This is a genomic window from Corynebacterium sp. LK14, assembly GCF_008042215.1.
Classification (GTDB): domain Bacteria; phylum Actinomycetota; class Actinomycetes; order Mycobacteriales; family Mycobacteriaceae; genus Corynebacterium; species Corynebacterium striatum.
Map to the genome: position 1 here is coordinate 152,809 of NZ_NOVQ01000012.1, position 24,812 is coordinate 177,620.

At 59.1% G+C, this 24,812-nt stretch carries 27 protein-coding genes; 7 read left to right on the forward strand and 20 right to left on the reverse strand.

Translation table 11 applies throughout. The annotated features are described in order from the left end of the window. Positions 1–142: 142 nt before the first annotated feature. Positions 143–928: a hypothetical protein gene (locus CHU71_RS08140; protein WP_147760753.1), complete on the reverse strand. Its 786-nt coding sequence runs from the start codon at positions 926–928 to the stop codon at positions 143–145. A gap of 158 nt (positions 929–1,086) precedes the next feature. Here CHU71_RS08140 and CHU71_RS08145 point away from each other — a divergent pair, with 158 nt between their 5' ends. Beyond that, positions 1,087–2,223 (forward strand): Mrp/NBP35 family ATP-binding protein, encoded by a 1,137-nt coding sequence (locus CHU71_RS08145; RefSeq protein WP_147760754.1) that lies wholly within the window; start codon positions 1,087–1,089, stop codon positions 2,221–2,223. A 22-nt stretch (positions 2,224–2,245) separates the two neighbouring features. On the opposite strand, the gene CHU71_RS08150 is transcribed toward CHU71_RS08145, so the two are convergent. The 3 genes from CHU71_RS08150 to sigE all read right to left on the reverse strand — a co-directional run bounded on the left by CHU71_RS08150 (position 2,246) and on the right by sigE (position 4,151). Beyond that, positions 2,246–2,833 (reverse strand): Sec-independent protein translocase TatB, encoded by a 588-nt coding sequence (locus CHU71_RS08150; protein WP_147760755.1) that lies wholly within the window; start codon positions 2,831–2,833, stop codon positions 2,246–2,248. Between the two features lie 67 nt (positions 2,834–2,900). After that, on the reverse strand, positions 2,901–3,386 hold the full coding sequence (locus CHU71_RS08155; RefSeq protein WP_070419873.1) for an anti-sigma factor: 486 nt from the start codon (positions 3,384–3,386) through the stop codon (positions 2,901–2,903). A 99-nt stretch (positions 3,387–3,485) separates the two neighbouring features. Then, a complete protein-coding gene (gene sigE, locus CHU71_RS08160; protein ID WP_005531914.1) occupies positions 3,486–4,151 on the reverse strand; it encodes an RNA polymerase sigma factor SigE in 666 nt (221 codons plus the stop codon). 132 nt (positions 4,152–4,283) lie between these two features. Between sigE and CHU71_RS08165 the strand changes: the two genes are divergently transcribed. Then, a complete protein-coding gene (locus CHU71_RS08165; RefSeq protein ID WP_005531912.1) occupies positions 4,284–4,928 on the forward strand; it encodes an O-methyltransferase in 645 nt (214 codons plus the stop codon). A 122-nt stretch (positions 4,929–5,050) separates the two neighbouring features. Here CHU71_RS08165 and glgC read toward each other — a convergent pair whose 3' ends face one another. After that, positions 5,051–6,268, reverse strand: a complete 1,218-nt coding sequence (gene glgC, locus CHU71_RS08170) for a glucose-1-phosphate adenylyltransferase (protein WP_147760756.1) — start codon at positions 6,266–6,268, stop codon at positions 5,051–5,053. A 109-nt stretch (positions 6,269–6,377) separates the two neighbouring features. Between glgC and glgA the strand changes: the two genes are divergently transcribed. Beyond that, the gene (glgA, locus tag CHU71_RS08175; protein WP_100087685.1) at positions 6,378–7,532 is read left to right on the forward strand and encodes a glycogen synthase; all 1,155 of its coding nucleotides are present in this window, start codon (positions 6,378–6,380) and stop codon (positions 7,530–7,532) included. Positions 7,533–7,555: 23 nt separating this feature from the next. Then, a complete protein-coding gene (locus CHU71_RS08180; protein ID WP_046645494.1) occupies positions 7,556–8,998 on the forward strand; it encodes a GH32 C-terminal domain-containing protein in 1,443 nt (480 codons plus the stop codon). A 113-nt stretch (positions 8,999–9,111) separates the two neighbouring features. Here the strand turns inward: CHU71_RS08180 and CHU71_RS08185 are convergent, their stop codons facing one another. From CHU71_RS08185 to dapE, 7 genes are all read right to left on the reverse strand, one after another. After that, positions 9,112–9,978: a methyltransferase domain-containing protein gene (locus tag CHU71_RS08185; protein ID WP_046645493.1), complete on the reverse strand. Its 867-nt coding sequence runs from the start codon at positions 9,976–9,978 to the stop codon at positions 9,112–9,114. A gap of 9 nt (positions 9,979–9,987) precedes the next feature. Then, a complete protein-coding gene (locus tag CHU71_RS08190; protein ID WP_005531903.1) occupies positions 9,988–10,155 on the reverse strand; it encodes a DUF3117 domain-containing protein in 168 nt (55 codons plus the stop codon). A 120-nt stretch (positions 10,156–10,275) separates the two neighbouring features. Beyond that, a complete protein-coding gene (locus tag CHU71_RS08195; protein WP_049160596.1) occupies positions 10,276–10,620 on the reverse strand; it encodes a hypothetical protein in 345 nt (114 codons plus the stop codon). Positions 10,621–10,623: 3 nt separating this feature from the next. Beyond that, positions 10,624–11,358, reverse strand: coding sequence for a glucosyl-3-phosphoglycerate synthase (locus CHU71_RS08200; protein ID WP_005531898.1), 735 nt, complete (start codon positions 11,356–11,358; stop codon positions 10,624–10,626). Then, complete coding sequence (folP, locus tag CHU71_RS08205) at positions 11,355–12,167, reverse strand: dihydropteroate synthase (protein ID WP_049160678.1); 813 nt, start codon at positions 12,165–12,167, stop codon at positions 11,355–11,357. The genes CHU71_RS08200 and folP overlap by 4 nt, the downstream gene beginning before the upstream one ends. Before the next feature lie 13 nt (positions 12,168–12,180). Next, positions 12,181–12,945 carry a TIGR00730 family Rossman fold protein gene (locus tag CHU71_RS08210; protein WP_147760757.1) on the reverse strand — a complete coding sequence of 255 codons (765 nt, stop codon included), beginning with the start codon at positions 12,943–12,945 and terminating at the stop codon, positions 12,181–12,183. A gap of 77 nt (positions 12,946–13,022) precedes the next feature. Then, complete coding sequence (gene dapE, locus CHU71_RS08215; RefSeq protein ID WP_147760758.1) at positions 13,023–14,108, reverse strand: succinyl-diaminopimelate desuccinylase; 1,086 nt, start codon at positions 14,106–14,108, stop codon at positions 13,023–13,025. A gap of 89 nt (positions 14,109–14,197) precedes the next feature. Here dapE and CHU71_RS08220 point away from each other — a divergent pair, with 89 nt between their 5' ends. The 3 genes from CHU71_RS08220 to CHU71_RS08230 all read left to right on the forward strand — a co-directional run bounded on the left by CHU71_RS08220 (position 14,198) and on the right by CHU71_RS08230 (position 18,281). Next, on the forward strand, positions 14,198–15,559 hold the full coding sequence (locus tag CHU71_RS08220) for an amino acid permease (RefSeq protein ID WP_147760759.1): 1,362 nt from the start codon (positions 14,198–14,200) through the stop codon (positions 15,557–15,559). Positions 15,560–15,640: 81 nt separating this feature from the next. Further along, positions 15,641–16,618, forward strand: a complete 978-nt coding sequence (gene dapD, locus CHU71_RS08225) for a 2,3,4,5-tetrahydropyridine-2,6-dicarboxylate N-succinyltransferase (RefSeq protein ID WP_147760760.1) — start codon at positions 15,641–15,643, stop codon at positions 16,616–16,618. A gap of 229 nt (positions 16,619–16,847) precedes the next feature. Further along, positions 16,848–18,281 (forward strand): amino acid permease, encoded by a 1,434-nt coding sequence (locus tag CHU71_RS08230; protein WP_147760761.1) that lies wholly within the window; start codon positions 16,848–16,850, stop codon positions 18,279–18,281. Positions 18,282–18,338: 57 nt separating this feature from the next. On the opposite strand, the gene CHU71_RS08235 is transcribed toward CHU71_RS08230, so the two are convergent. The 8 genes from CHU71_RS08235 to CHU71_RS08270 form a co-directional block, all read right to left on the reverse strand. Further along, positions 18,339–18,902, reverse strand: coding sequence for a hypothetical protein (locus CHU71_RS08235; protein WP_147760762.1), 564 nt, complete (start codon positions 18,900–18,902; stop codon positions 18,339–18,341). Between the two features lie 29 nt (positions 18,903–18,931). After that, positions 18,932–19,495, reverse strand: a complete 564-nt coding sequence (locus tag CHU71_RS08240) for a GtrA family protein (protein ID WP_046645485.1) — start codon at positions 19,493–19,495, stop codon at positions 18,932–18,934. A 51-nt stretch (positions 19,496–19,546) separates the two neighbouring features. Further along, a complete protein-coding gene (locus CHU71_RS08245) occupies positions 19,547–20,362 on the reverse strand; it encodes a pseudouridine synthase (protein WP_147760763.1) in 816 nt (271 codons plus the stop codon). 19 nt (positions 20,363–20,381) lie between these two features. Then, a complete protein-coding gene (gene dapC, locus CHU71_RS08250) occupies positions 20,382–21,479 on the reverse strand; it encodes a succinyldiaminopimelate transaminase (RefSeq protein WP_147760764.1) in 1,098 nt (365 codons plus the stop codon). 103 nt (positions 21,480–21,582) lie between these two features. Then, positions 21,583–21,906 (reverse strand): ferredoxin, encoded by a 324-nt coding sequence (gene fdxA / locus CHU71_RS08255; RefSeq protein WP_005531876.1) that lies wholly within the window; start codon positions 21,904–21,906, stop codon positions 21,583–21,585. Positions 21,907–21,956: 50 nt separating this feature from the next. Further along, on the reverse strand, positions 21,957–22,337 hold the full coding sequence (locus CHU71_RS08260) for a hypothetical protein (protein ID WP_370450509.1): 381 nt from the start codon (positions 22,335–22,337) through the stop codon (positions 21,957–21,959). Beyond that, entirely contained in the window at positions 22,334–23,203 is an 870-nt protein-coding gene (locus tag CHU71_RS08265) for a PIG-L family deacetylase (protein WP_147760765.1), read from the reverse strand. The genes CHU71_RS08260 and CHU71_RS08265 overlap by 4 nt, the downstream gene beginning before the upstream one ends. Next, positions 23,193–24,770, reverse strand: coding sequence for an ABC transporter family substrate-binding protein (locus tag CHU71_RS08270; protein ID WP_255456418.1), 1,578 nt, complete (start codon positions 24,768–24,770; stop codon positions 23,193–23,195). Before CHU71_RS08270 ends, CHU71_RS08265 begins: the two co-directional genes overlap by 11 nt. Positions 24,771–24,812: the final 42 nt, after the last annotated feature.

Sequence of the window (24,812 nt, forward strand, 5' to 3'; positions counted from 1 at the left end):
CAGCTGACGGGGGTCAGGTTCGCCCCCACCAGCAAGCACTAGCGCCCTTGTCTCCCATCACGTGGGAGGCAAGGGCGCTTTTTGTTGAATAGTGAACCAACTTCCGCGTGCACGCGGTGTAGCAGGCTAAGAGATGAAAAGCTTAGGACTTTGGCTTACTGCTCTTATCAGTCTTGCCGTCATCAGATGTCAGATCAGAGCCACCAGAAGAATTCGAATCTCCGCCAGTATCCATCACTGTTCCGGCGTTGGACTCCGCCATCCATTGGCCAACGGTCTCCTCGATGGAGCCCGATTTCTCGGACTTTTCAACGAGCTCTTCAATTTCTTCCTCAGTAAGGAACTTGGTCAATGAAGACACCGCTAGGCGCTCTTCCCTATTGAACAGGCCCTTGTAGTACAAGGCCACGTAATTCTCTGGAAGTTCCACATCAGAGCCTTCACAACCGTGAGCACTGGCCGGTTCGACGACCGCCAGTTCAGGCGGCAGAGCATTCATCAATGCAATATGCGTAGTGGCTAGGAAATCTTCACCAGAGGGTTCCTTTTCGTCCGCAACAAAGCGCTGCGATAGCTTCCTGGCTTCATCAGGATTAAACGCGTTCAGGAGCTGACCGGTACATCCAATGTAGAGGTTGCTTGTCCCGTCACTGCTTTGGAACAGCGGCAATTTTTCATTCAAGCTCGTGTCTTCCGAAAGTACATCGTTGTTGACTATGTTAGCTGCACGTCCCTCCGACTCGAGGGTTTGCTTGTAGAGCTCCGCCAGCACCAATTGGCGCGTGGACTGCGCATCAACTGCGATCGTCACTGTTTGAGCCACACCCACCTTGGCATCAGCAGAAGGATCAAACCTTGCGCAGGAACTGGCCGTGCCCAAGGCTAGTCCTGCGGTGGCCAGCATCGCGAGAAATGCGCGGGTTTGCATCAACACAGTCTCCTAATAGATGTTCCAGAAGATGACATCAGTGAGTTAACAAGGGGTCACAACGTCCCTAAAATTCTACACTGCGCATTTGCGCTTAACGACGCCGCCTTATCCCAGCGTTTTCCTGTGTTAAATAAAGGGCTAAGATGGGACGGGTTATGACTAGCGCTATCACAGAATCCGCCGTTCGGGAGGCCCTTTCTAGGGTTGAAGACCCCGAGATCGGCCGCCCCATCACTGAACTCGATATGGTCAAGTCCGTCAACGTTGACGGCAATGACGTCGCTGTAGAAATCTATCTCACCATCGCTGGCTGCCCGATGAAAAACACCATCGAAGCCAACACTCGCGCTGTCCTCGAGGATCTCGAGGGCGTGGGCCAAGTATCCGTCGCACTCGACGCAATGAGCGACGAGCAGCGTCGCGCACTCAAGCAGAAGCTGCGCGGCGGCCAGGCAGAGCCAGAAATTCCTTTCGCAAAACCAGACTCCACCACCCGCGTCTTTGCGGTCGCCTCCGGTAAGGGCGGCGTCGGCAAGAGCTCCACCACCGTTAACCTGGCTGCCGCGTTGGTGGCAAAGGGCCTCAAAGTAGGCATCGTCGATGCTGACATCTACGGCCACTCCGTGCCCGGTCTTCTAGGTTCTACCGCTGGCCCCACGGTGCTCGATGATGAGATGCTTCTGCCACCTATCTCCCACGGCATCAAGCACATCTCCATCGGCCAATTCGTGAAGGGCAACGCCCCTGTGGTGTGGCGTGGACCGATGCTGCACCGTGCACTGCAGCAGTTCCTGGCGGACGTCTTCTGGGGCGACCTAGACGTGCTCCTGCTCGACCTTCCGCCCGGCACTGGCGACGTCGCGCTCTCCGTTGCGCAGCTCATCCCCAACGCCGAGCTACTCATCGTGACGACCCCGCAGGCCGCAGCCGCTGAGGTTGCAGAGCGTGCCGGCTCCATCTCGCAGCAAACCCGTCAACGCGTTGCCGGTGTCATTGAGAACATGGGCGCCATGGTGCTGCCAGATGGCTCTACGATGGATATCTTCGGCACTGGCGGCGGCAAGGTCGTGGCTGAGCGCCTGTCCACCATCCTCGGCTACGGGGTACCGGTCTTGGCTGAGATCCCTCTCGATCCCGCCCTGCGCACTGGTGGCGACGCTGGCGAGCCGATCGTTAAGGCCGCGCCTGAGTCCCCCTCCGCGCAGGCGGTCAAGGGGCTAGCCGATAAGCTGGCCATCCGCTCCGACTCACTCGTAGGCAAAACCCTCGGACTCGGGGTTACCCGCCACTAACCACGAGCCGGGCTCGGACGAGCTAGGTTACGTCAGCCCAGGAGAAGCCGGAACCTGCCGCATGACCCCCGTCATCGGAAGGTTTCGGCTTGTGGGCGTTTTCATGCCCCTGTGGCGCCTGTGTTTGTGCTTGCTGGCCCTGCTGGCTGGGCTTGGAGTGCGAGGTGTTTTGCTGGGGTGCATAAACCTGGGAGTAGTCGAAGGCCGGCTTATTCTGCGTTGGTGTGGACGAGCCCTGCGTACCCGAGGTTGGCTGCTGCGGTTGGTTTGAAATCGCCGGCTTGCCTAGGCCCTCCGTCATCTTCTTAGGGTCGAAGTCATCCCACGCGGATTCATCACCGTCGAAAAGCGCCTTGGTGATAACGCCACGTGGGCCCATGCGAGTCCACTCTGCGGCCTGGCTGATGGGGCCGCGCAGTGAGTCGAATTCCTCACCCAAGCCGCTCAGATCGCCTTCCAGCTCTGCTTTGGCGTTGTTGATGGCCTTGCGCGCGGCATAAATCGCAGCCCGAATATCGGTAATAACCCCAGGCAAGCGCTCCGGGCCGATGACAACAATTCCGATGAGAACGATGAACGCTATCTCGAGCCAACCGATTGAAGAAAACACGGTGTCATCTTATCCCTCTCGGCTGTCTTCTGCCGAGGCGACACCTCCACCAAGTATTGGGACGAAGCTATTTACGGCCTTGGTTGTGCTTAATTGCGCGGATAACCATCTCAAACTTATCGAGGAAATCCTGGGGTGAAGCTGCCTGACAAACCTCTTCAGCCCTTGCTTCGTTAGAAGTGCGCATTACGGTCGCGGCGTCACTAGCAATGCCGGCGAGCTTGGCCATCAGATCTTTGGGTGCGCGGACTTGGGCATCGACGTTGCACTGGCGCAGCCACTCGGAAGCGTGCCGCTGCTCGTGGACGTCTGCACGGCACTCCGAGCAATGAACCAAGTGCACTCGCACGCGGTGTTTTGCCTTCGGCTCCATTTCACCGTCGACAAAGGCTGCCACAGCTTCTGGTCCGAGGTGACCAATGGTGTCGCCACGCCGCGCCTTAGCTTTGGCTTTATCGCGGGCTTTGGAATGGGCATTATCGATGCTGGTTTCAGTGCCCACCACCCCACGCAGAGAGAAGGCGGCGCGGCGTTTACGTTCGAAGGATTCCATGAACTATTCCCACCTTCCTTCTTATCGAGGCGTCACCGTTATTTTGCGGCGCGTTGCTATCTCCCACCATAGACGCCGAACGGCGCTTGGTGCGCAACGCTAGCGAGTGCGCAACAGCACGCGAGCGTCGTCGTTGGTCTGTGCCGCGTTCTCCAAGGCAGCGCGCAGCTGCGAACGGCCACGGTGGATGCGGGAACGAACAGTACCCAATTTCACCCCCAGAGTCTCTGCGATTTCGTCGTAGCTCATGCCCACAACGTCACAAAGGACTACGGCGACGCGGAAATCAGGGGCAAGCTCATCCAAAGCCTTTTGCAGAACTGGATCCAAGTTCGCCACGGAATAGGCCTGCTCCGGGGTCATGTCCGTTCCTGGGACACGTTCGTAGTCCTCCGGCAAAGCCTCCATACGGATCTTGGCGCGGTGACGGACCATATCAAGGAACAAGTTCGTGGTGATGCGGTGCAGCCATCCATCAAAGGTGCCGGCTTGGTACTTATCCAGTGAACGGAAGACTCGCATGAACGTTTCTTGAGTGAGATCCTCCGCATCTTGCTGGTTACCAGAAAGGCGGTACGCCAAGCGGTAAACGGAGTCTGCGTGCTCAGCCACCAGCTCAGCCCAGGAGGGCATGGCTGCAGTGCCCGCGTCAAAAGCAGCCGTTCCAGTCAGTTCCTCTTGGGCATCAGCGAAGGATGCAGGAGCCCCCTCGTGTGCTTCGCCGAGAGAAGATTCAACGATCTGCTTTTTTGTCATGCCGATCATTTTTCTATACCTAGCTTCAAAACGCCAGACATTATTCTGCTAAGACTCTGTGAAGAGAAATCATTTATCTCATCAGTAACAATCCTGGCGTCATGACACCGCGCACGTACAAAATTACCTAAGGTTTAGGTTGTGACTATTACGGCATACGACGCATTGCGTTCTTACATCGAATCCACCAGCGACGTTTCTGAGGCACTCGCCGGAGCACGCTCCCATGCTGAGGAATACGGCCTGTCCGTTCCTGATGAAGCAACGGGACAGCTGCTTACCTCCCTCACCGCCACCAGTACTGGTGCTGAGCGCGCGCAGGCAGTAGCAATCACCCCGGCTGCCGCCGTGGTAGGAATCTATCTCCTCCAGGGTTTGCCTGAAAACGGCATCGTCACCTGTATCGACCCGGAGGCAGAGCACCAGGCCATGGCCAAGGCCACCTTCCGTGAGGCTGGATTCGCCACCACGCGTGCACGCTTCCTGCCTTCTCGTCCACTCGAGGTGATGGGCCGCCTTGCAACTGACGCATACCAGCTCATCTTCGCCGACGTTCCTGCACTGGATATGCCTGCACTCATCAACGCCGCATTCCCTCTGCTGCGCCAGCACGGCACCTTGGTACTGGCCAATTCCCTCCTCGACGGAACGCTCGCAGACACCACGCGTACTGACCGCGACACTGCGGCAGCCCGCGAGGCAGATGAACTCGCACGCTCCCTCGAGGGCGCGATTGTCACGCGTCTTCCATTGGGCTCGGGACTTACACTCATCACCAAGCAGTAGCTAGCTGTCACAACTCTTGAAAGACTAGCGACGAACTGGGCACAAAAAGCCGGGGCGGAGCCGACCTTTGAAAGGAAGCTCCGCCCCGGCTTTTATCGCAACCCGAGTCCTAAGTGGCGGTTTTAGACAGTCTCGTTCTTGCCCACAACCACTACGCCGCCATCAGAGACCTTGAAGCGGGCTTCATCGCGCTCGCGGTCAACGCCGATAATTGCGCCATCGGAAACAACAACGTTCTTGTCCAAGATGGCGTGGCGAACCACCGCCCCCTTGCCTACGCGCACACCTGGCAAAAGGACAGAGCCCTCTACCGTTGCACCGTCTGCAACATGGACGTCCGAAGAAAGGACGGAGTTGCGGACCGTACCGCCAGAGACGATGCAGCCAGGAGCCACCATTGACGATTGTGCGATACCATTTTGCACAAACTTTGCTGGCGGCAGGTTGGACTCATCGGTGGAGTGAATCGGCCAGCGGTTGTTGTACAAGTTGAAGATTGGGTGCACAGAGATGAGGTCCATGTGCGCCTCGTAGAACGAGTCGATGGTACCTACGTCGCGCCAGTAACCGTGGTCACGCTCAGTTGAGCCAGGAACCTCGTTAGCCATGAAGTCATAAACATGGGCCTGACCCCGCTCAACGAAATAAGGGATGATGTCGCCACCCATGTCATGATCAGAATTCTCGTTCTGCTCATCCGCAAGCAGCGCCTCAATCAAAGCGTCGGCGGTGAAGACATAGTTACCCATCGACGCATAAGTCATGTTCGGATCATCTGGCGTTGATGGCGGGTTCTCTGGCTTCTCCAAGAACTCAGTGATTGAGCCCATGCCATCAGCCTGGATACAACCGAATGCAGAAGCCTCTGAGCGCGGTACGCGAATACCAGCAACGGAACAGTCCAAGCCGGCGGCGATGTGTTCTTCGACCATCTGCTGGGGATCCATGCGGTAAACGTGGTCAGCACCGAAGACGATGACATAGTCAGGTTTCTCGTCATAGATAAGGTTTAGAGACTGCACAATGGCGTCCGCAGAACCGTTGTACCAACGCTTGCCACGACGCTGCTGCGCCGGAACGGAAGCGATGTACTGGGAAGTAGGGCCCGATAAATTCCAGGCCTGCGAGATGTGACGGTCGAGGGAGTGGGACTTGTACTGAGTCAAGACCGCAATCTTGAGATAACCCGCGTTGACGAGATTCGACAAGACGAAGTCGATTAAGCGATAGGAGCCGCCGAAGGGAACGGCGGGCTTCGCGCGATCCTCCGTCAACGGGAAGAGACGCTTACCTTCGCCGCCGGCGAGGACAATGGCAAGGACATTAGGCTGCGTTTTCACATATTCCAACCTATTCACTTTTCAAACGTTTCGCAGGAGAAATATCTGTGAAACTACCCCCGCGGTCTTTTTCTGCACACGGTTAACTTAATCCGTATTCTGGGAGGGCATGAGAGCCGGAATTTTTTCCAAAGAATATCCACCAGAGATTTATGGTGGCGCAGGCGTACATGTCGCCGAACTAACCCGTTTTATGCGCGAACTCATCGACGTATCAGTGCATTGCACTGGCGCGCCCCGCGACGAAAAAGATGTCTTCACCCACGGGGTTGATCCGGAGCTGACGCAAGCTAACCCCGCTATCCAAACGCTGTCCACCGGATTGCGCATGGCCACTGCCGCCTCCGACATCGATATCGCACACTCACATACGTGGTATGCCGGATTGGCTGGGCATCTTGCGGCGCGCCTCTACGACATCCCGCACGTAGTCACTGCGCACTCTTTGGAGCCGCATCGCCCATGGAAGCGCGAGCAGCTCGGCGGCGGCTACGAGATTTCCTCGTGGTCAGAGAAGAACGCCATGGAATATGCCGATGCCGTCATCGCTGTGTCTGCCGGCATGAAGGGCGCTATCTTGGATGCTTATCCCCGCATCGATGAGTCCAAGGTGCACGTTGTTCTCAACGGTATTGACACCCAGCTGTGGCAGCCGCGCCAGGCTGACTACTTCGACACCCTGGGCGTCGACAAGCAGCGCCCCGTCGTTGCTTTCGTCGGCCGCATCACCCGCCAAAAGGGCGTAAAGCACCTACTCAAGGCTGCAGCCCAGTTCGACAAGGACATCCAGCTGGTCCTCTGCGCCGGTGCTCCAGATACCCCTGAAATCGCTGCGGAAACCAAGGCTCTGGTCGAGGAACTACAGTCCACCCGTGACGGGGTCTTCTGGGTACAAGAGATGCTTTCGCGCAGCCTTATCCAGGAGGTCTACTCGGGCGCCGAAGTTTTCGTGTGCCCTTCTATCTACGAACCGCTCGGCATCGTGAATCTCGAAGCCATGGCGTGTGGCACCGCCGTCGTCGCTTCTGACGTCGGCGGCATCCCCGAGGTTGTCGTGAATGGTGAGACCGGCGTGCTGGTCCACTACGACGAGAACGATACAGCTACCTTTGAGTCGGACCTCGCCGCGGCTGTCAATCAGGTTGCTACTGACAAAGAGCGGGCTGCTGCATTCGGCCAAGCTGGCCGCAAACGCGCAGTCGACGAGTTCTCGTGGGCCACCATCGCTTCCCAAACCGTCGACATCTACCGCGCCCTCGTATAGGCACATTTTTAGGAAGGTTATTCGTGACAACTCATCGTCCTGAACTGCACTTTGTTCCGGAATCGGGAATTCTTGAAGCACCTGCCGGGGTCCTTCTCGATGGCACCACTTGGCATCTGTTCTTCCAGTACCGTCATGAGCTTTCTGCTCCGGCGCATTGGGGCCACACATATTCTGAAGAACTCCCCTTCGACTGGCTGGAATGCGACGACGTCCTGGCCCCTGTCGGCGGCGAGCTCTCCCTGCGCGCGGGCTCCGTGGCAGCGGGAGAAGACGCCATCAATCTTTACTTCACCTCAGTGACCTCCACCGGCACTTCGGTGCGTTTGGCCCGCTTCACGGACTTCCATGACGTGTGCGAGATTTCTGATGATCGTCACTCGTTGGATCCCAACGTTGTCCGTTATGGCGAAGTGGCTAGCTCCGTCACCAACTACTCGCGCTTCCGCTCCCCTTCGGTTGTTCCGGATTGGGCGGCAAAGGACCGCGACGAGGGCCACGCGGGCTGGCTCATGCTTGCACTGACTGGGCACTCTGATGCGCCGCTTCCGGTAATTCTCCGTTCCGCAGACGGCCTATCCTGGGAAGTCGAGGGTCCGCTCGAATTCAATGGCGAGCCAGGCTTCAACCAGGGCGAGGTGCCGGCGAACTCCTCTATTCCGCCCGTGGTTTCCCCTCGCTTGGTGCGTCTGCGTGACGAGGTGGACGGCCGCATTTACGACGTCCTCCTTCTTACCCTTGAACGCAACAACCGCGACGTCTCCGGATACTTGGTGGGTCGCTTGGAAGGAACCACCTTTACTATTGCGTCTGGCTTCCAGCGCATTGACTTCGGCCATGACTTCTCGCGGCCGCGCAATACCAACACCACTGATGGAACCATTCCGCAGGAGACGCGTTACGACGAAGCCCTCATCTTCGGTTTGCTCAACGGCAATGGCCGCGGCGACGATCCCTCGCTGCACCCATCCTTCAAGGAGGAGGGGTGGGCCAATACGCTGGCGCTGCCGCGCCACCTGACCCTGCAGGGTGGAAAGCTCTTCCAGACTCCGCCGCGTGGCCTACCGGACGCAATCCGTCAGTCTGAACGCGCCCGTTCCTGGACCGGCGTACTGGACGTCCCAGAGGGCTCTTCCGTCACGGTAACTCTGTTGGACGGCAACGGTGAACCAGCGGCCGTGGTCACCCACGCAGGCAGCACCTTGACGCTTGATCGTTCTATGGCTAAGGCTTTTGATTCCTATTTCAAGGACTCCGAGCCGGCCATAGCTCAACTCGCGGAAGGCGACTCTGATTCCCTAACCGTCGTAGTCGACGGCGCCACTGTAGAGGTCTACGCCGACGGCGGCCAGGTAGCGATGGGCTCCCGGGTCTACTTCGAGAAGGGCTGCTCCGATGTCATCGTTGAGACTTCCGGCGATGCTGTAATCGAGCAATCCTGGCAGCGCAAGGGCTCTAAGCTCTAAGGCACAACATTTAAAGACTAAAAGGCTGGAGACCCCCACGTGGTCTCCAGCCTTTCTTCATGTCCCCCCTAGCCCTTAGCCTAGGACCCGGGAATTCACGCCTTTTAATTGGGTTATACTGCGCGCAATCGGTCGAGACGCCCACGCGCAGTAACCGTCATAGATTCAGGAAGCAGCTCCATCCGCTCTGCAAGAACTTCAGCGCCCAGGTGGCGGGCCGAAGGGCTCATTCCCACCTGTGCTGCGATGGAAGCGCGGTCGAGGTTCATCGGGAAGGATAGGTCCACAGGGTCGGCCGCTTGTTCGAGATAGCCTGCGGCTTGCTCGTACATGCGCTCAATCTTGCCTTCCTCTACGCCCAAGATTCCTAGAGGTTCGCGCAATTCATCCAAGTGCCCCACACCAGGGGTCAAGACGATAACTTCGCCACCCGGGCGCAAAATACGCTGAAACTCGGCTGGGTTGCGAGGGGCAAAAACTACGGAAATCGCATCCACCGAATCGTCCTGCAACGGAAGGCGTTCCCACACGTCCGCTACAACTGCGCCGACGCGTGGGTGGCACTTTGCCAAATGCTTGGCAGCATGTGGTGAAATATCGAGGCCGACGCCGCGTGCGTCCGCGATGGAGTCGAGGGTGTGCGCTAGGTAATAGCCTGTGCCAGCACCTACTTCAAGCAGAGTCGGGGCAACGGTTTCTGGTAGTTCGGCTGCATCCAGTGCATCCTGGACCGCGCCAGTGACAGCTTCCACGAACGGAGCAAAGTGCCCGAGGGAGAGGAAGGTCTCGCGGGCATTGACCATCTCGATGGAGTCGCCCTTATGTTTAAGCCCTGCGCCTGCCGAGAGCGTGACGTAGCCTTGCTTGGCTACATCAAAGGAATGGCCCGATCCCGATACCAGGCGGGTGAAATCATCCGCACCGGTGAGAGCAGAGCCATCATTGGGGTCGGCCAGAACATCGATGATGTGTGAAAGCATGCTTTCAGACTAGCTGGAAACTTCAGTTAGGAGTGAACCGAGTTCAGCTGCTTCCTCTTTGGTGAGTTCAACGACGATTCGGCCACCACCATCGGAGGGGATTCGCATAACAATCTTGCGGGACTCCTCAACTGCTTCCATTGGCCCACCTGTCGTGCGTGGCTTCATAGCTGCCATAGTTGTTCCGCTCCTTTGGGATTCAAATTATTTGGGTTACCCCAACCACTCTACGCCGTTTTCCTAGTCACGTTGCGGACTAGTGTTTTTAAGCGGCGCAGCTCGGCTTTGCTTTCTTGCTTAGCCCTCAGTGGCCTTTGGCTTTCCAGATTCGGCGGATTCCTCTGCAGCTGCAGCCGTTTCGCCGGTGGAAGCTTCAGAATTGGAGCCTGTGGAGGTCAAACGTTTTTCCAGTTCGTTAAGGAGAGCGTCGACTTGGGTCTGACGGTAGCCATAAGAGACAACGTCAAAGCGGATGTCATCAAAGCGATCCTCGCGCAACGCCTCCCGGTTGTCTTTAACCAGGTCACGGCGTTCGTCAAGGTCGGAAAACACCTCGCCACGCCCAAAAATAGAACCCCACACCCAGGTTCCTAGGATCACGAGCGCGAGCAAAACTGCAATTAACAAAATCCACGACAGCATAGGCTAGAGCTTACTGTTAAGGGCGAGGCGTTGATCAATAGGACCTACGACTGCGGCACGCGAGAGGATTGTCTGCGCCACGACATCAGCCATGGGGGCAAGCTCGTGGAGGTGTCGGTTGCGATGCACGCGCTCTCCTAAGTCCACCTCGGCGATTGATTCCACGCCGTAGCGCTTGGCGACGTCGATTAGCAGTCCTGCTTCGACCCCGTACCCGGAGACAAACGGCAGGGCACATGCGACGTCGCGTCGCAGCGCATACTCCCCGCCCAGCGGTTGGGAGATGACGCTGAGCTCAGGGAAAAACATATGCAACAACGGCTTTGCTGTGAGCTCCGTGACGCGGCCACCGCCGCTGGGAGCGCCGTCGATAGTGCGGCGGTAGGTAGCCTTCACCATTTGTATTCGCGGTTCAGTAAACGGAGCAACAAGCTCCTTGACCATTCCCGGCCGGGCAGATTCTAAGTCTGCATCGACAAAAACCACGATGTCTCCTCGCGCGGCAGCTACCCCGCGCCATAGGGATTCGCCTTTTCCTGGGCGAGGAGAAATGTCGGGAAGGATGTCCCGCCAGTTGTGCACCGTCGCCCCGGCGTCACGCGCGCGTTGCGCAGTGAGATCGACGGAGTCGGCATCGATGACGAGGACCTCTGCCGGGTTATCCGCACGGCAGGCGCGTACGACATCGGCGACGGTGGCTTCCTCATTCAACGCGGGGATGATAACGCTGACGTTCATGCAAGCCCACGTGTTGTGTTCAGCGGCGCCATGTGCCCCTGGATGGCGGCGGTCATGCGGATGACGTCGAGGGTTTCCGCAACCTCGTGGACGCGAAATGCTGCCACGCCATGCGCGGCAGACCAAGCCGTGGCCGCCAGAGTGCCAAAGACGCGCTCGCCGACGCCGCGATCCAAGGTCTCCCCTACGAAGTCCTTGTTTGATAGGGCCATGAGCACCGGCCAACCGGTGGCCACCACCTCGTCAATGCGACGCAGCAGCTCCAAACCGTGGAAGGTATTCTTGCCAAAGTCGTGTGTGGGATCGATATAGACCAGCTCTTCCGGGCAGCCAAGCGTGGCTGCCTTTTCCGCCAGCGCCGTAGTTTCGGCGATGACGTCTGCGACGACGTCGTCAAAGTGCACGCGATACGGACGCGTACGCGGTGTCACGCCGCCTGTATGGGAACAGACGTAGCCCACCTTGTGCTGGCCGGCTACCTCAATGAGCTCGGGGTCCCATCCAGCCCAGGTGTCGTTGACGAGCGTGGCGCCGGCAGCGATGGCTGCCTCGGCCACGCTGGCACGCCACGTATCGACGGAGATGATCACGTCCGGATGGCGTTCGTGCGCCGCGGCGATGGTGGGAACCACACGATCGATTTCTTCCTGTGCATCGACGGCTTCGCCAGGCCCAGCCTTCACTCCGCCAATGTCGACAATGCTGGCCCCTTGTTTGATGACCTCCGAGCAACGCTCAATGGCAAGATCCTCCGCGAAGGTGGCGCCTTTGTCATAAAAAGAGTCAGGGGTGCGATTGACAATCGCCATGACTCGGGCGAGGCTAGCGCTCATTGCGGACTCGCTTGTCGCTCATCACCTTGTGGCGCTCCACGATATGGGCGACTGCCTCATCGACGTCATCGGTAATGAGGAAGAGATCGAGGTCCTCCGGGTTGATGAAACCACCCGCCGCCAAGGTGGACTTGAGCCATTCAACGAGACCCGACCAGTACTCGGTGCCCATGAGCACAATTGGGTAGTTGGTCACCTTGCCGGTCTGTACCATACACAGCACCTCGAAGAACTCGTCCATGGTGCCCATGCCACCAGGCAGGCAGATAAACGCCTGAGAGTACTTGAGGAACATCGTCTTGCGAGCAAAGAAGTAACGGAAGTTCAGTCCCAGGTCCACGTACTCATTGAGCCCCTGCTCGTGCGGGAGCTCGATGCCCAGGCCCACGGAGAGCCCATCTGCTTCATATGCGCCGCGGTTGGCGGCCTCCATGATGCCAGGGCCACCGCCAGTGATGACGGCATATTCTGCCTTGGCCAATGCCTCGCCAACGCGCACGCCCAGGTCGTACTCTGGTGTGCCCTCCCCCATGCGCGCCGAGCCAAACACGGTAACTGCTTTGGGCAGCTTGGAAAGAGCGTCGAATCCGGCCACGAACTCACCCTGGATGCGCAACACTCGCCACGGATCGGCGTGCTGCCATTCGTGGTCAGCGCCGGACTCCAAAAGGCGCTGATCGAAGGTGGACTCTTGCTGGCCATCGGTACGCAAAAGCAGTGGGCCACGGAGGGTGCGGTTTCTTTCAGGCGACATGGGATACTTCCTTGTATTCGGGGCGCTTTGGGACGCTTCGGGGTCCTGCGGGAGGGTGGCTTGTACGACTGTAGCGCCTAAGCGGTGGTCAGGTACTGCAGGAGTGCAGTGGATACGGTAGTGATCTGCTCGATGGGGACCTGCTCGTCCTTCTTGTGAGCAAACCCGGGATCGCCCGGGCCAAAGTTCACGGCCGGCGTGCCCATCTCGGAGAAGCGGGCCACGTCGGTCCAGCCAAACTTGGCGCGGAACTGGCCGCCGACGGCGTCGACAAGCGCGCGTGCCGCAGGCTGTCCCAGCCCGGGAAGTGCCGCGCCAGCTTCGTCGTCAACCTCGATGCTGACGTTCTCGTGCTCGCCGATGACCTCGCGCATGTGCGCCATTGCCTCGGGCAGGCTGCGGTCCGGCGCGAAGCGGAAGTTGACGAACATCCAGGCCTCGTCGGGAATCGTGTTCGTGGCCGCCCCCGACTCCAGGTGCACGATGTTCAGGCCTTCCTTATAGGTACAGCCGTCGATGGTGACCACACGCGGAACATAGTTGGCCACGTTCATCATCACCGGAGCCAACGTGTGGGCAGCATTAGAGCCCAGCCAGGCGCGGGCAGAGTGGGCGCGGGTGCCGTGGGCCGTGACCCGCAGGCGGATGGTGCCCTGGCAGCCTGCCTCGATCATGGCGCCGGAGGGTTCGCCGAGCAGCGCCAGATCACCGTGCAACCACTCCGGATGATCCTTTTGTAGGTGTCCCAGGCCATTGAACTCGGTGGCCACCTCCTCGCCCTCATAGGCGATGACGGTGAGATCGTGGGCGAGCTCTGGGGCGTCGTAAAGCGCGGCGAAAGCATGCAAATACACAGCCATGCCGGATTTCATGTCGACGGTGCCGCACCCCCACATGATGTCCCCCTCCATGTGGTGGGGAACGTTGTCAGCCAAAGGCACGGTGTCGATGTGGCCAGCCAAGACCACACGGGAATCTTTGCCCCAGTTGGTGCGCGCGCATACGGTATTGCCATAGCGCACTACCTCGACTTTTTCGCTGTCGAGGCCGCGCAGGGCGGCTTCGACTGCATCGGCAATCGCCTCCTCGTGATGCGATGGGCTCGGAATATCAACGAGCGCTTTGGTCAATTCGATCGGGGACGCAAACAGATCTAAAGTCACAAAGCGCCATCGTAGCGTCCACGGATGTCTGCTGCATTGTGTAATATCCCCTTGGTCAACTTAAAGCACGTCACAAAAGGCGGATGAATATGGCAGATGCCACACAGCAACTAAAGACTCGCCACCTCACCATGATGGGTCTCGGATCGGCCGTCGGCGCTGGTCTGTTCCTCGGCGTTGGTCTCGGTATTCAGATTTCCGGTACCTCGGTTCTCGTCTCCTATGCGATAGCCGGCGCCCTCGTAGCCGTCATCATGTGGATGCTCGGCGAAATGGCCGCAGCCCGCCCTTCCCTGGGCTCCTTCTCTACCTATGCCGGACAGGCTTTCGGCAACTGGGCCCGTTTCACCCTGGGCTGGATTTTTTGGTTCATGCTAGTCATGGTTATGGGCGCAGAGATTACCGGCGCTGCCGCCATTATCTCCTCGTGGTTTGACATCGCCCCCTGGATCCCAGCGCTCATCGCTGTGTCCTTCTTCGCCGTGGTGAACTTCGCCGCAGTCCGCGGATTCGGTGAGTTCGAGTTCTGGTTTGCCATCATCAAGGTCGCGGTTATCATCGCTTTCCTCGTCGTTGGTGTCCTCATGTTCGTGGGCGTGCTGCCTGGATTCAACGGCGACTTGGCCCTCACAAACTTCACTGAGAACTTCCTACCTAATGGCCTACCTGGCTTTGCGGCTGGACTGCTTGCTGTGGCCTTCGCCTTCGGCGGTATTGAGCTAGTGACCATCGCCGCCGCTGAGTCTGAGGACCCAGCACACAACGTGGCAACCGCAGTCCGCGCGGTCATCTTCCGCATCATGGTCTTCTACATCGGCGCCATCGTGGTCATCACGATGATCCTGCCATTCGCCAAGATTCAGGATGCCGACGCTGCCGCGGATTCCCCGTTCACCCTGGTTCTGGAAGCGGCCAAGATCCCATTCGCTGCGGGCTTCATGGAAGTCATCATCGCCCTGGCACTGCTGTCCGCGTTCAACGCGCAGATCTACGCCACCTCCCGCCTGGTTCATGACATGGCCAAGGACGGCTCCGCACCTAAGGTCTTCCTCAAGAAGAACCCTTCCGGCTCCCCGGTCCTTGCGGTCATCCTCTCGATTGTTTTCGCCTTCGCTTCGGTTCTCCTGCAGTTCTGGAACCCACCAGGACTTCTGTCCTTCCTCTTCAATGCGGTCGGCGGCTGCCTGCTGGTGATCTGGATCTTCGTGGTTGCTTCCTACCTGAAGCTGCACCCCATCATGGTTGCCAATAACGAGCTGACCACCATCCGCGTCATCGCCTACCCGGTACTGCCATGGGCCACTTTGTTGGCCATGGCAGCGCTGGTCGTGCTCATGCTCTTCGATCCTTCTGCCCGCAACCAGGTCATTGCCGTGCTCGTTCTAACGGTCTTCCTCGTCGTTGCGTCGCAGTTCACAAAACCACGCCAAGTAGCTACGGAAACTAACTAGCTGTGTAAGCTGTAGCGGTGAAAAGATGTCGCCCGGGGTTTCTCGGGCGATTCCCGGCAATCAAAAGGTTCACTTCTAGATATGACTTCTGCATCCGCCCGCGGCCTTGCCACCCTGACCCACGATGGAACCGTCCTTGACGTGTGGTTCCCTGCCGTTCACATCGGCGAGGACGCTAACGTCACGGAGACCGGCACCACCCGCTTGGAGCAGACCCCACAGCAATTCGCTGCGCTGGTGGGCCCGGACGAGGAACGCGGCGTGGCTCGCGTTGCAGTTGAGACCGCCATCAAGGATCTGGACGAGGCCCCGGTGGACACCTACGACGCATACCTGCGCCTCCACCTTCTCTCCCACCGCGCGGTCAAGCCGCACGGCCTGAACATGGACGGCATCTTTGGCCTGCTGGCTAACGTTGTGTGGACCAACTACGGTCCTTGCGCGGTTGCCGACTTCCAGATGGTCCGCGGCCGCCTGTCCTCCCGCGGCCCGGTTACCGTCTACTCGGTGGACAAGTTCCCGCGCATGGTGGACTACGTCGTGCCGACCGGCGTCCGCATTGGCGACGCCGACCGAGTCCGCCTCGGTGCTCACCTCGCTGAGGGCACCACGGTTATGCACGAGGGCTTCGTGAACTTCAACGCCGGAACCCTGGGCGCCTCCATGGTTGAGGGCCGCATCTCCGCGGGTGTTGTGGTCGGTGACGGCTCTGATGTTGGCGGCGGCGCTTCCATCATGGGCACGCTTTCTGGTGGCGGCAAAGAAGTCATCTCCATCGGCGAGCGCTGCCTGCTGGGCGCCAACTCGGGTATTGGCATCTCGCTTGGCGACGACGCCGTAGTCGAGGCCGGCCTCTACGTCACCGCTGGCACGAAGATCGCCGTGTTCGGCAAGATCGCCGAGGCTCTTGGCGTCAAGGAAGGCGACACCGTCAAGGGCTCACAGCTCTCCGGCGCGTCTGGCGTCCTGCTGCGCCGCAACTCCGTCTCCGGTGCCGTCGAGGCCACAGAGTGGAAGTCTGACGCAATCGCTCTCAACGAGGATCTGCACAAGAACTAGACTTCTGTCAACCCCGCGTGCGCAGCGACAATGCTGCGGGCGCGGGGTTCTTAGTTTTCGGGGTACTTGTACAGGTTTGCCGGTTTTGCTGGTTTTGTTGTGCATTTCCGCATGCAAGGCCCACATTTGGGCCCAAACCCGCCCTAGCGTGCAGCAAATGCACACTTCTCCTCAAGCCGCCGAGACCCCGGTTCATAGACCCCTCGCAGCCGAGTTCTAAACTGGGAAGATGACTGCATCGACATCTTCCTCATCAGACGCTCTTGGCAGCGGCCTCAAGGTCCGCCACCTCACCATGATGGGCCTCGGCTCCACTATAGGCGCGGGCCTTTTCCTTGGAACCGGCGTTGGTATTTCCGCCGCAGGCCCCGCAGTGCTCCTCGCTTACCTCATCGCTGGTTTCCTCGCCATCCTCGTGATGCAGATGCTCGGCGAGATGGGCACCGTTATCCCCGCCTCCGGTTCCTTCTCCGAGTATGCCGAGCACGGCATCGGACGCTGGGCCGGATTTACCCAAGGCTGGATTTACTGGCTCGCTACCGTTGCAGTCCTAGGCGCTGAAATCACCGGAGCGGCCGGCTTCATCGGTTCGTGGTTCAATGTGTCGCCGTGGATTCCGGCCGCAGTGTGCGTAGCATTCTTCGGCATCGTCAATCTCATGCGTGTACGCCTCTTCGGCGAGTTTGAATACTGGTTCGCTGCCATCAAGGTCATTGTCATCGTCGCCTTCCTGTTCGTGGGCTTCCTGCTCATTTTCGGCCTTTTACCAGGGCACGAGTTCATCGGTACCAAGGTGTTCCTCGAAGACGGTTTCATGCCGAATGGCCTCGGCGGTGTCGCTGCAGGTCTGCTCGCCGTTGCCTTCGCATTCGGCGGCATCGAGGTAGTAGCCATTGCGGCCGCCGAGTCTGAGGACCCTGAGAAGTCCCTCGTCAACGCGGTGCGCTCCACCATCTTGCGTATCTCGGTTTTCTACCTGGGCTCCGTCCTGGTCATCACCTTCCTGTTACCGTATTCCACTCTCGGCGGCGCTGACACCGCAGCACAGTCACCGTTTACTCAGGTGCTCGACCGCGCTGGCATTCCGGTGGCGGCCGGCTTCATGGAAGTCATCATCGTGTTGGCACTGCTCTCCGCATTCAACGCGCAGATCTACGCCTCCTCGCGCATGATGCACTCGCTGGCCTCTCGCCACGAGGCACCGCAGATCTTTACCAAGACCAACGAGCGCGGCGTCCCCACCAACGCCATCGCCCTGTCGGTGCTCCTCTCTGTGGTCATGGTCGTGCTCAACTACGCCGACACGGGCTGGTTGCTCCGCTTCATGCTCAATTCTGCTGGCGCTTCCCTGCTCATCGTGTGGGTATTCATCGCGGTGAGCCAGCTGCGCCTGCGCCGCCGCCTGGAAGCTATCCACCCGCTGCCCATTCGTATGTGGGCTTTCCCGTACCTCACGTGGTTCTCCCTGGCCATCTTCGCGGCCATTGCGGTGCTCATGCTGACCGACGCCAGTGCCCGTGTTCAGCTGCTCTCGGCCGCAGCGATGTTTGCAATTCTCGCAGTCGCCAGCGTCATCAATGCGAAGATGCGCGGGATTTCCCCGACCTCGACGCTGCCGCTTCCCGACGTCGAAAAGCGCCTCAATAAGCAGCTCGAGGACTAGCCATCCTCAACAGATCGCACCGGCCCCTCGCCGGTGCTACTGCCTTTTTAGGACCTCCTAGTTTATAGACACATGTCCGTCAGGAGTAAAAGTCGCTACACTGCCTCCGCTTTCCATGGCGAACGTTCCATCAAAGTCATTAGTCAGTGTGATGCCTTGAATGGTGGTGCGAGTGCCCGGTTCCATTGTCTTAGGCGCCGAGTCCGCCAGGCCGCCGCCCGGTAGGCCTGCGGTCATCGACTTAACAAATTCCAGTTGTCCTGATTCACTCTTAGCGACGGTATCGGCCGAATCCATTCCCACAGGGGTTTCCACTTGTGGCGTATCAACCATTGTCATTTGGCAAGTTGCATAACTGCCACTCTGCTTAACGAAGCAATAACCGTCGCGGATGAGCACGACCCAAGTTATCTCATTAACCATAAAGTACTGTTCGTCCACAACCTTCAGGCTCGGTGCAGCGGTGCTCTCTTCCGACGTCGCCGAGCTCGTCACCGACGCAGACACAGCGGCCGCGAATCTAGGCTCAGAATCCTGCGAATTGTCGGAGGAACCAGACGAGCAAGCAGTCAACGCACCAGCGAGGGCAGCGCAGGAAAGGAGAGAAAACAGCTTATTCATACCTTCACCTTACTGCCGCCAAAGTACTTTTAGAGCGGATCCTCTTGGGCAACGACGACAGGCGACTTTGGCTTCGAGCGGAATGTCCACAGCTTATTGATGACAAAATTTATCGGCATAGCGACCACGATGGAAATCGCATTCGCCCAGTAGCTCTTGTTTCTTAATCCAGAGGAGTCATCGAAGATATCGCTTGGTAGCTGGACCGGCGAGTTCGTGTTGATCAAAGCGACCATAACAATCTGCGAAACGATCATCGCACCAACGCCCGTGATAAGGAATGGGAAAAAGCCCCGCAACCAGGACACCTTCTCCACCGAGCCAAACGTCCATTTGCGGTTGAGCTGGTAATTCCAAATATTTGCAACGAAAAAGGCAATGAATGCGAAGACGTTGTACCAACGGATGTTGAAATCCGTGAACGGGATCGCCCAGAAAGGATCGTAGTAGTGCAATCCAAAAGCAGAATCAAAGATCTTTTTGGTGGCAATGAACACCGCTTGGTTCACCAACACACCTGATCCACCGACCACGCCGAACTTAATAAACTGGCCAAAATTGGAGGCAAACCGCGCAAAGGTCAAATCCGCCATAGCTCGCCCCTTAGCGTCGTCTAAAATTAAAACCTATTAGAGTCTAGTCCTTCACCCTTGCGCAGCGAAAAACTGACGCCGCGCGCCACATATCGGATCGATAAATTCTAAGCACTCGTGTACCAACTGCAAAGGCTCCGAGAAGTCATAGAGAGCCAGCCCTTTATCCACTGGATAAGTGTCATCCCCGCAGATGGGACTACCCAAGTGGTTCAACAAGACCCGCAGCTGATGCGTGTGTCCGGTCAGCGGTTGGAGCTCCACGTCCTTGCCGCTCGCACGCACAAAAGTCTGCGTCGGCGTACCCGCCGGATCCACGACAACCTGCCTGCTTCCGTGCGGCTTAGACATCCCCAGCGTCACCGTGCCCTCAAACTGGAGTGGCTGCGTCACCCGAGCGCGATAAGTCTTGTGCATCTGCCTGTCCTGGAATTTGCGCTGATACAGCCCACGCGTGCGTGGGTTCACCGAACACACCACAACTCCAGCCGTGAGCCTATCGAGGCGATGCAACGGAACAATCTCATCATTGTCCATATCCACGCGCAGGCGAGTCTGCAGAGTCTCGCGCACGATTCGCCCATTCGACGTCGTGGGCAGGAAATGCGGTTTGTCAACGACAAGAAGATGCTCATCGGCATAGAGCACCTGATAGTCGAAAGGAATGGGCGGCTCCGGCGGGACCTCTGGGTGGTACCACGCAGGAATAGGGCGCTCCAGCCGCGTTCCGGGCTCTAAGAGTGCACCTGCCGGAAAGGGAGAATCCCCAGCCTCGGCCGCCCAATACTGCGGCGCGGCAGGAACGGTGCCATGCAGGACCGCCTTCCGCGGGCTTATCCCCTCCCGCGCTGGCGGTCGAAAAGCCATGGGCAGGCCCTCGACCTATTTACTGCGCGAGGCGGGCAACAGCGGCGTCGATACGCTCGTCGGTGCCGTTCAAGCCGATGCGCACGAACTTCTGCCCCGTTGGGCCGTAGAAGTCACCAGGGGCGACCAAAATACCGCGTTCAGCCAGCCAGTCCACCGTCGTGCGACAGTCTTCATCGCGGGTAGCCCACAGATACATCGAGGCCTCAGAATGCTCAATGCGAAAGCCTGCCGCCGTTAGGGCACGCAGCAGCTTCGCACGGCGGGCAGCATAGCGACGAACCTGCAAGCTCTCGGAGTCGTCGTCGTTGAGAGCTTCAACCATCGCCGCCTGAATCGGCCCCGGCACGATGAGACCGGCGTGCTTGCGCAGCTCCAGCAGCTCCGCGATGAGCTTCGGATCGCCAGCGAAGAAACCGGTGCGGTAAGACGCCAAGTTGTGGGACTTCGACAACGAGTGCATAGCAATCAAACCCGTGGTGTCACCGTCGTTTACGCGTGGATCCAAAATGGAGACCGGCTTCTTGTCATCGTCCCAGGCCAGCGCCAAGTAGCACTCGTCGGAGGCCACAATAGCGTCGTTCTCACGTGCCCAAGCCACCACGTCGCGCAGCTCCTCCACGCTCAAGACGTTGCCCGTGGGGTTGGAGGGAGAATTCACAAATGCCATCGCAGCATCGCCGAACGCGGCTGGGTCGTCATTCCGCTCAGGAGTCGCCCCGGCGATGAGTGCGCCAACCTCGTAGGTCGGGTAAGCAACAGACGGAATAATCACCCGCTCACCGCGCATGCCGAGCAACGTCGGCAGCCAAGCGATGGCTTCCTTCAGACCAATGACAGGAAGCACACCGATGGCCTCTGGCTCCACATTGGTGCGGCGATGCACATTGCCGCGAATCGCGTCCTGCAGAGCGGCCGTACCTGCAGTGGTCGGGTATCCAGGAGCCTCCGCATTTGAAGCCAGCGCCAGCTGGACGCCCGGAGCAACCGGGTCCACAGGGTTGCCCACAGACAGATCAACGATTCCGTCCGGATGCGACTGTGCCTTCTTCTTCGCGTCTGCAAGAGAATTCCACGGGAAGTCAGGCAGTGTGTTTCCGAGCGGTTGGCGAGCCATGAGTCTAAAACTCCTTGAGCGTTGTGGCGATGAATATGCGGCTAGCAAACAATTAACCCCGGCCTTGTTCACGCCAGTGCATGAATGGGCCGGGAATTTAAAATTAATCCTGATTTTGCGGCGGAAGCGCAGCAATCATCGGGGCGTCGAAGTCCTGCGGTCCGAGCGCGGCTGCTCCGCCTGGAGAGCCCAGGTCATCGAAGAACGCAGCGTTCGCGTCGTTGTAATCGATCCACTCGTCCGGAACGTCATCCTCGTAGAAAATGGCCTCGACCGGGCAAGCAGGTTCACAAGCGCCGCAGTCCACGCACTCGTCAGGATGGATGTACAGGGAGCGCTTGCCTTCGTAGATGCAATCGACTGGGCACTCTTCAACGCAAGCGCGGTCCATCACATCGACGCACGGCTGCGCGATTGTGTAAGTCATGAGGTGCTAAAACTCCTGTTTTCACGGGTTTTGGGATGTTCAACAGTATGTCACTTCTGTTTGAAAAATGGGAAAATTCCGCCGCCGATTCCAGCCATCAGCAGCAGAAGCGAAAGAATATTATTTGCCAGCCACATATCCCCAGTTACCGCCGCACCCAGCACGAATGCGAAGTAGCCAAGCAACCAAGCAGCCAAAGGCACGAGACCAATGTAGGCATTATCACTCCACAGCCGCGCTGTGCGCGTGAGCACTCCATTGAACCACCAGGCCACAACAATAGTGATGGGAAACGCCACACTTGCGCCGTCGGGCAGCGGAAGGCGCGCCGTGAGGTAGACAACCTCCAAGACCAAAGAGGTCAATGCACCGACTGCCAACCACACCAAGCCGGTAACCTGCTCGCCCCGCGTGAACTGGTTTAAAATCACAGCCCCTCCAGCAAGCTGACGGCTAGCTCGCCTTGACCCAACTGGTAGTGCTCGGCGCGCAGCAACGGCATCACCAGCAGATTCGACAAGCCATAAGCACCAACAGCCACCTCAGGGTCAACGATCCCCGCAACGGCTGCCTCGGGATTCGTCTCCGTAACTGTTGCGTCAGCCATCCAAATCTGCGTGGCATGGGCAACCATGGCGGCGCGCTTGGCGGCGAGGGCGGCGTCGGAAAGCGCATGCTCTACCGCATGTGACTCGTTGGTGAAGTTGTCGAGGTACGCCTGGTCTGGCTTGGCCCAGCCCTGCGGCGCGACCACCTGCTCGAGCGCGGCGTAGTGGGCGCTGCGCTCAAAGATGGCCCACCAAATGCGCTGGCGCGGATCCGCCGCAGCGTGAACTGCCTTGTGCACGGCGATGTGGTCCGGGTGACCGTAACCGCCGTCCGGGCCGTAAGTCAAAACGATGTGTGGCTGAATCTGAGCGAAGTGTTCCTTGAGAAGCACCGCTGCTTCATCCACGCGGTTGACCAACGCGCGGGGATTGTCGTGGGCCGGCGAGCCCTCCATGCCGGAATCGCGGAAGCAGCCAAAGCCGCCGAGCTGGATTCCCTGCACGCCGAGGATGCGCAGGGCGTCGGAAAGCTCGCGAGCGCGGAAGCCACCGAGTTGGTCGGACTCGCATAGGCCTTGGTAAGGAGCGCCGATAACCTCGCCCTCCTCACCGAGGGTCGCGGTAATCACCGTGACATCGGCGCCGCGGGCAGCCATATCCGCCAGCGTTCCGCCAGTAAACAGCACCTCGTCATCTGGATGCGCGTGCACAGCTACCACACGGTAGCCCTGCAAATCCTTATTGTTCATCTTTCCTCCACGTCGGTGCTGTAACTAGCCCTGCATCCCAATCCTCGATGCTTTGGCCGGGCCCTACGATACCCCTGCCCAACGCGTGAATACGCACCTCGTCCATCAACGGGACATAAAGCACCTGCTCAGCGTTCAGCTTACGGACTCGCTCCAGACCTTCCTCCGGGGAGATGCGACCAGAGAGAATCTCGCTGACGGTGGCCTCGGAGTTCTCGGGGCAGAATCCAGAAAAATCGCTGGATACCAATCCTTCCTCTTCGCATAAGAAGTGGCTAGCCATTGTTGCGGGCTTGACGGCGAGGGACTCCCAGGAGACCAAGGCGTCGACCTCGCCGCGCGGCAGCAGCGTGCCGGTGATGGTTTGGGTGCGCTCGGATACGACCTCTGCGCTAATCGCCTGAGCTTCGAGGACGTCCACGATGGTGCGTGCAGCGGCCATAGCCTCCGAGTTGGTGGGGTCCGCGGCGATGCGCAAAGGCTTGCGTCCGGCGCGCTCGCGCAGCGGTGCGAGCTCCGCCTCCCCGCTGACAGGGTTTTGGCCAGGGCGCAGCTCCGAAGCGCGGCCGGCGGCCAGGCGGGCTACTTGGTCGGTTTCGATGAGCGAGGCTAGGGCGCGTCGCTGGCGCTCGTCCGGTAATGCAGACTGTCGCGCGGACAGGTGCAGGCGCAGCTGCCTGCCGCGGGTTACGGTTCCGGCATTGACGTTGCTGAGCAGGCTGAGGTTCTCCAGGGAGGTTTGTTCTGGGGTGAAATCGACAAATCCCACCTGACCGGAGCGCAGCATATTGACGGCCTGGCCGGTGTTGCGGACGGTGCGCAGCTGAACGACGTCGACAAGCGCAGGGTCAGCTCCCCAAAAGCGATCGTTACGGTTGAGGGTAATGACTCCCCTGCCGCGGTCGACGCCTGCGACGGAATAACGCCCAGCGGATGCCGGGATTCCGTCTGCGAGCGCTCGAGTAAATTCGGCGTCCTGCAAAAGATGGGAGGGCAGCAAGTGAGCGAACAGGCTGTGCCAATCGGCTACTCGCTCGCTGAAATCCACCGTCACCACGCGGCCGGCCGAGGAAGTATTGACCTCTTTGATGGCGTAGTAGGCTGCGGCATCGCTGACGCCTGCGGTGGAGGTCATCTGCGTCCACAGGTAGTGGAAATCGCTCCCGCTGATGGGCGTGCCATCCGACCATTGGGCGGGCGAGGCGATTTTATAGACCACTCGCTGTGCCACTCCCTCGGGTGGCTGGACCTCTTCGGCGCTGGCGAGGACGTCGGTGTCCATGTGCTCGCCGTGGAAGGCAGAAGGTAGCACGAGCTCGGCGATTTGGCTGACTAACTCATTATTATTTGCCACAAGGTGCGGGTTGAGGCCGCTGCTGAGTGGGTCCACGCCGATGGCGACGGTCTCGCGCTCGGTGCTCTCTTCCTCCTCAACAGGAGTCGGCGTTTCCGTCTCCGTGCTCGCGGCTGCGGGTTTTTCCTCCACCGGTGGAGGGCCCGGGTTGGCCATGCAGGAGGTCAAGACGCACATGGATGCGATCAAAGTCGCTGCGCTCAGCTTCTGCACGGGAGGCCTGCCTTTCTTGGTTGAACTAGCACTACTCTAGTC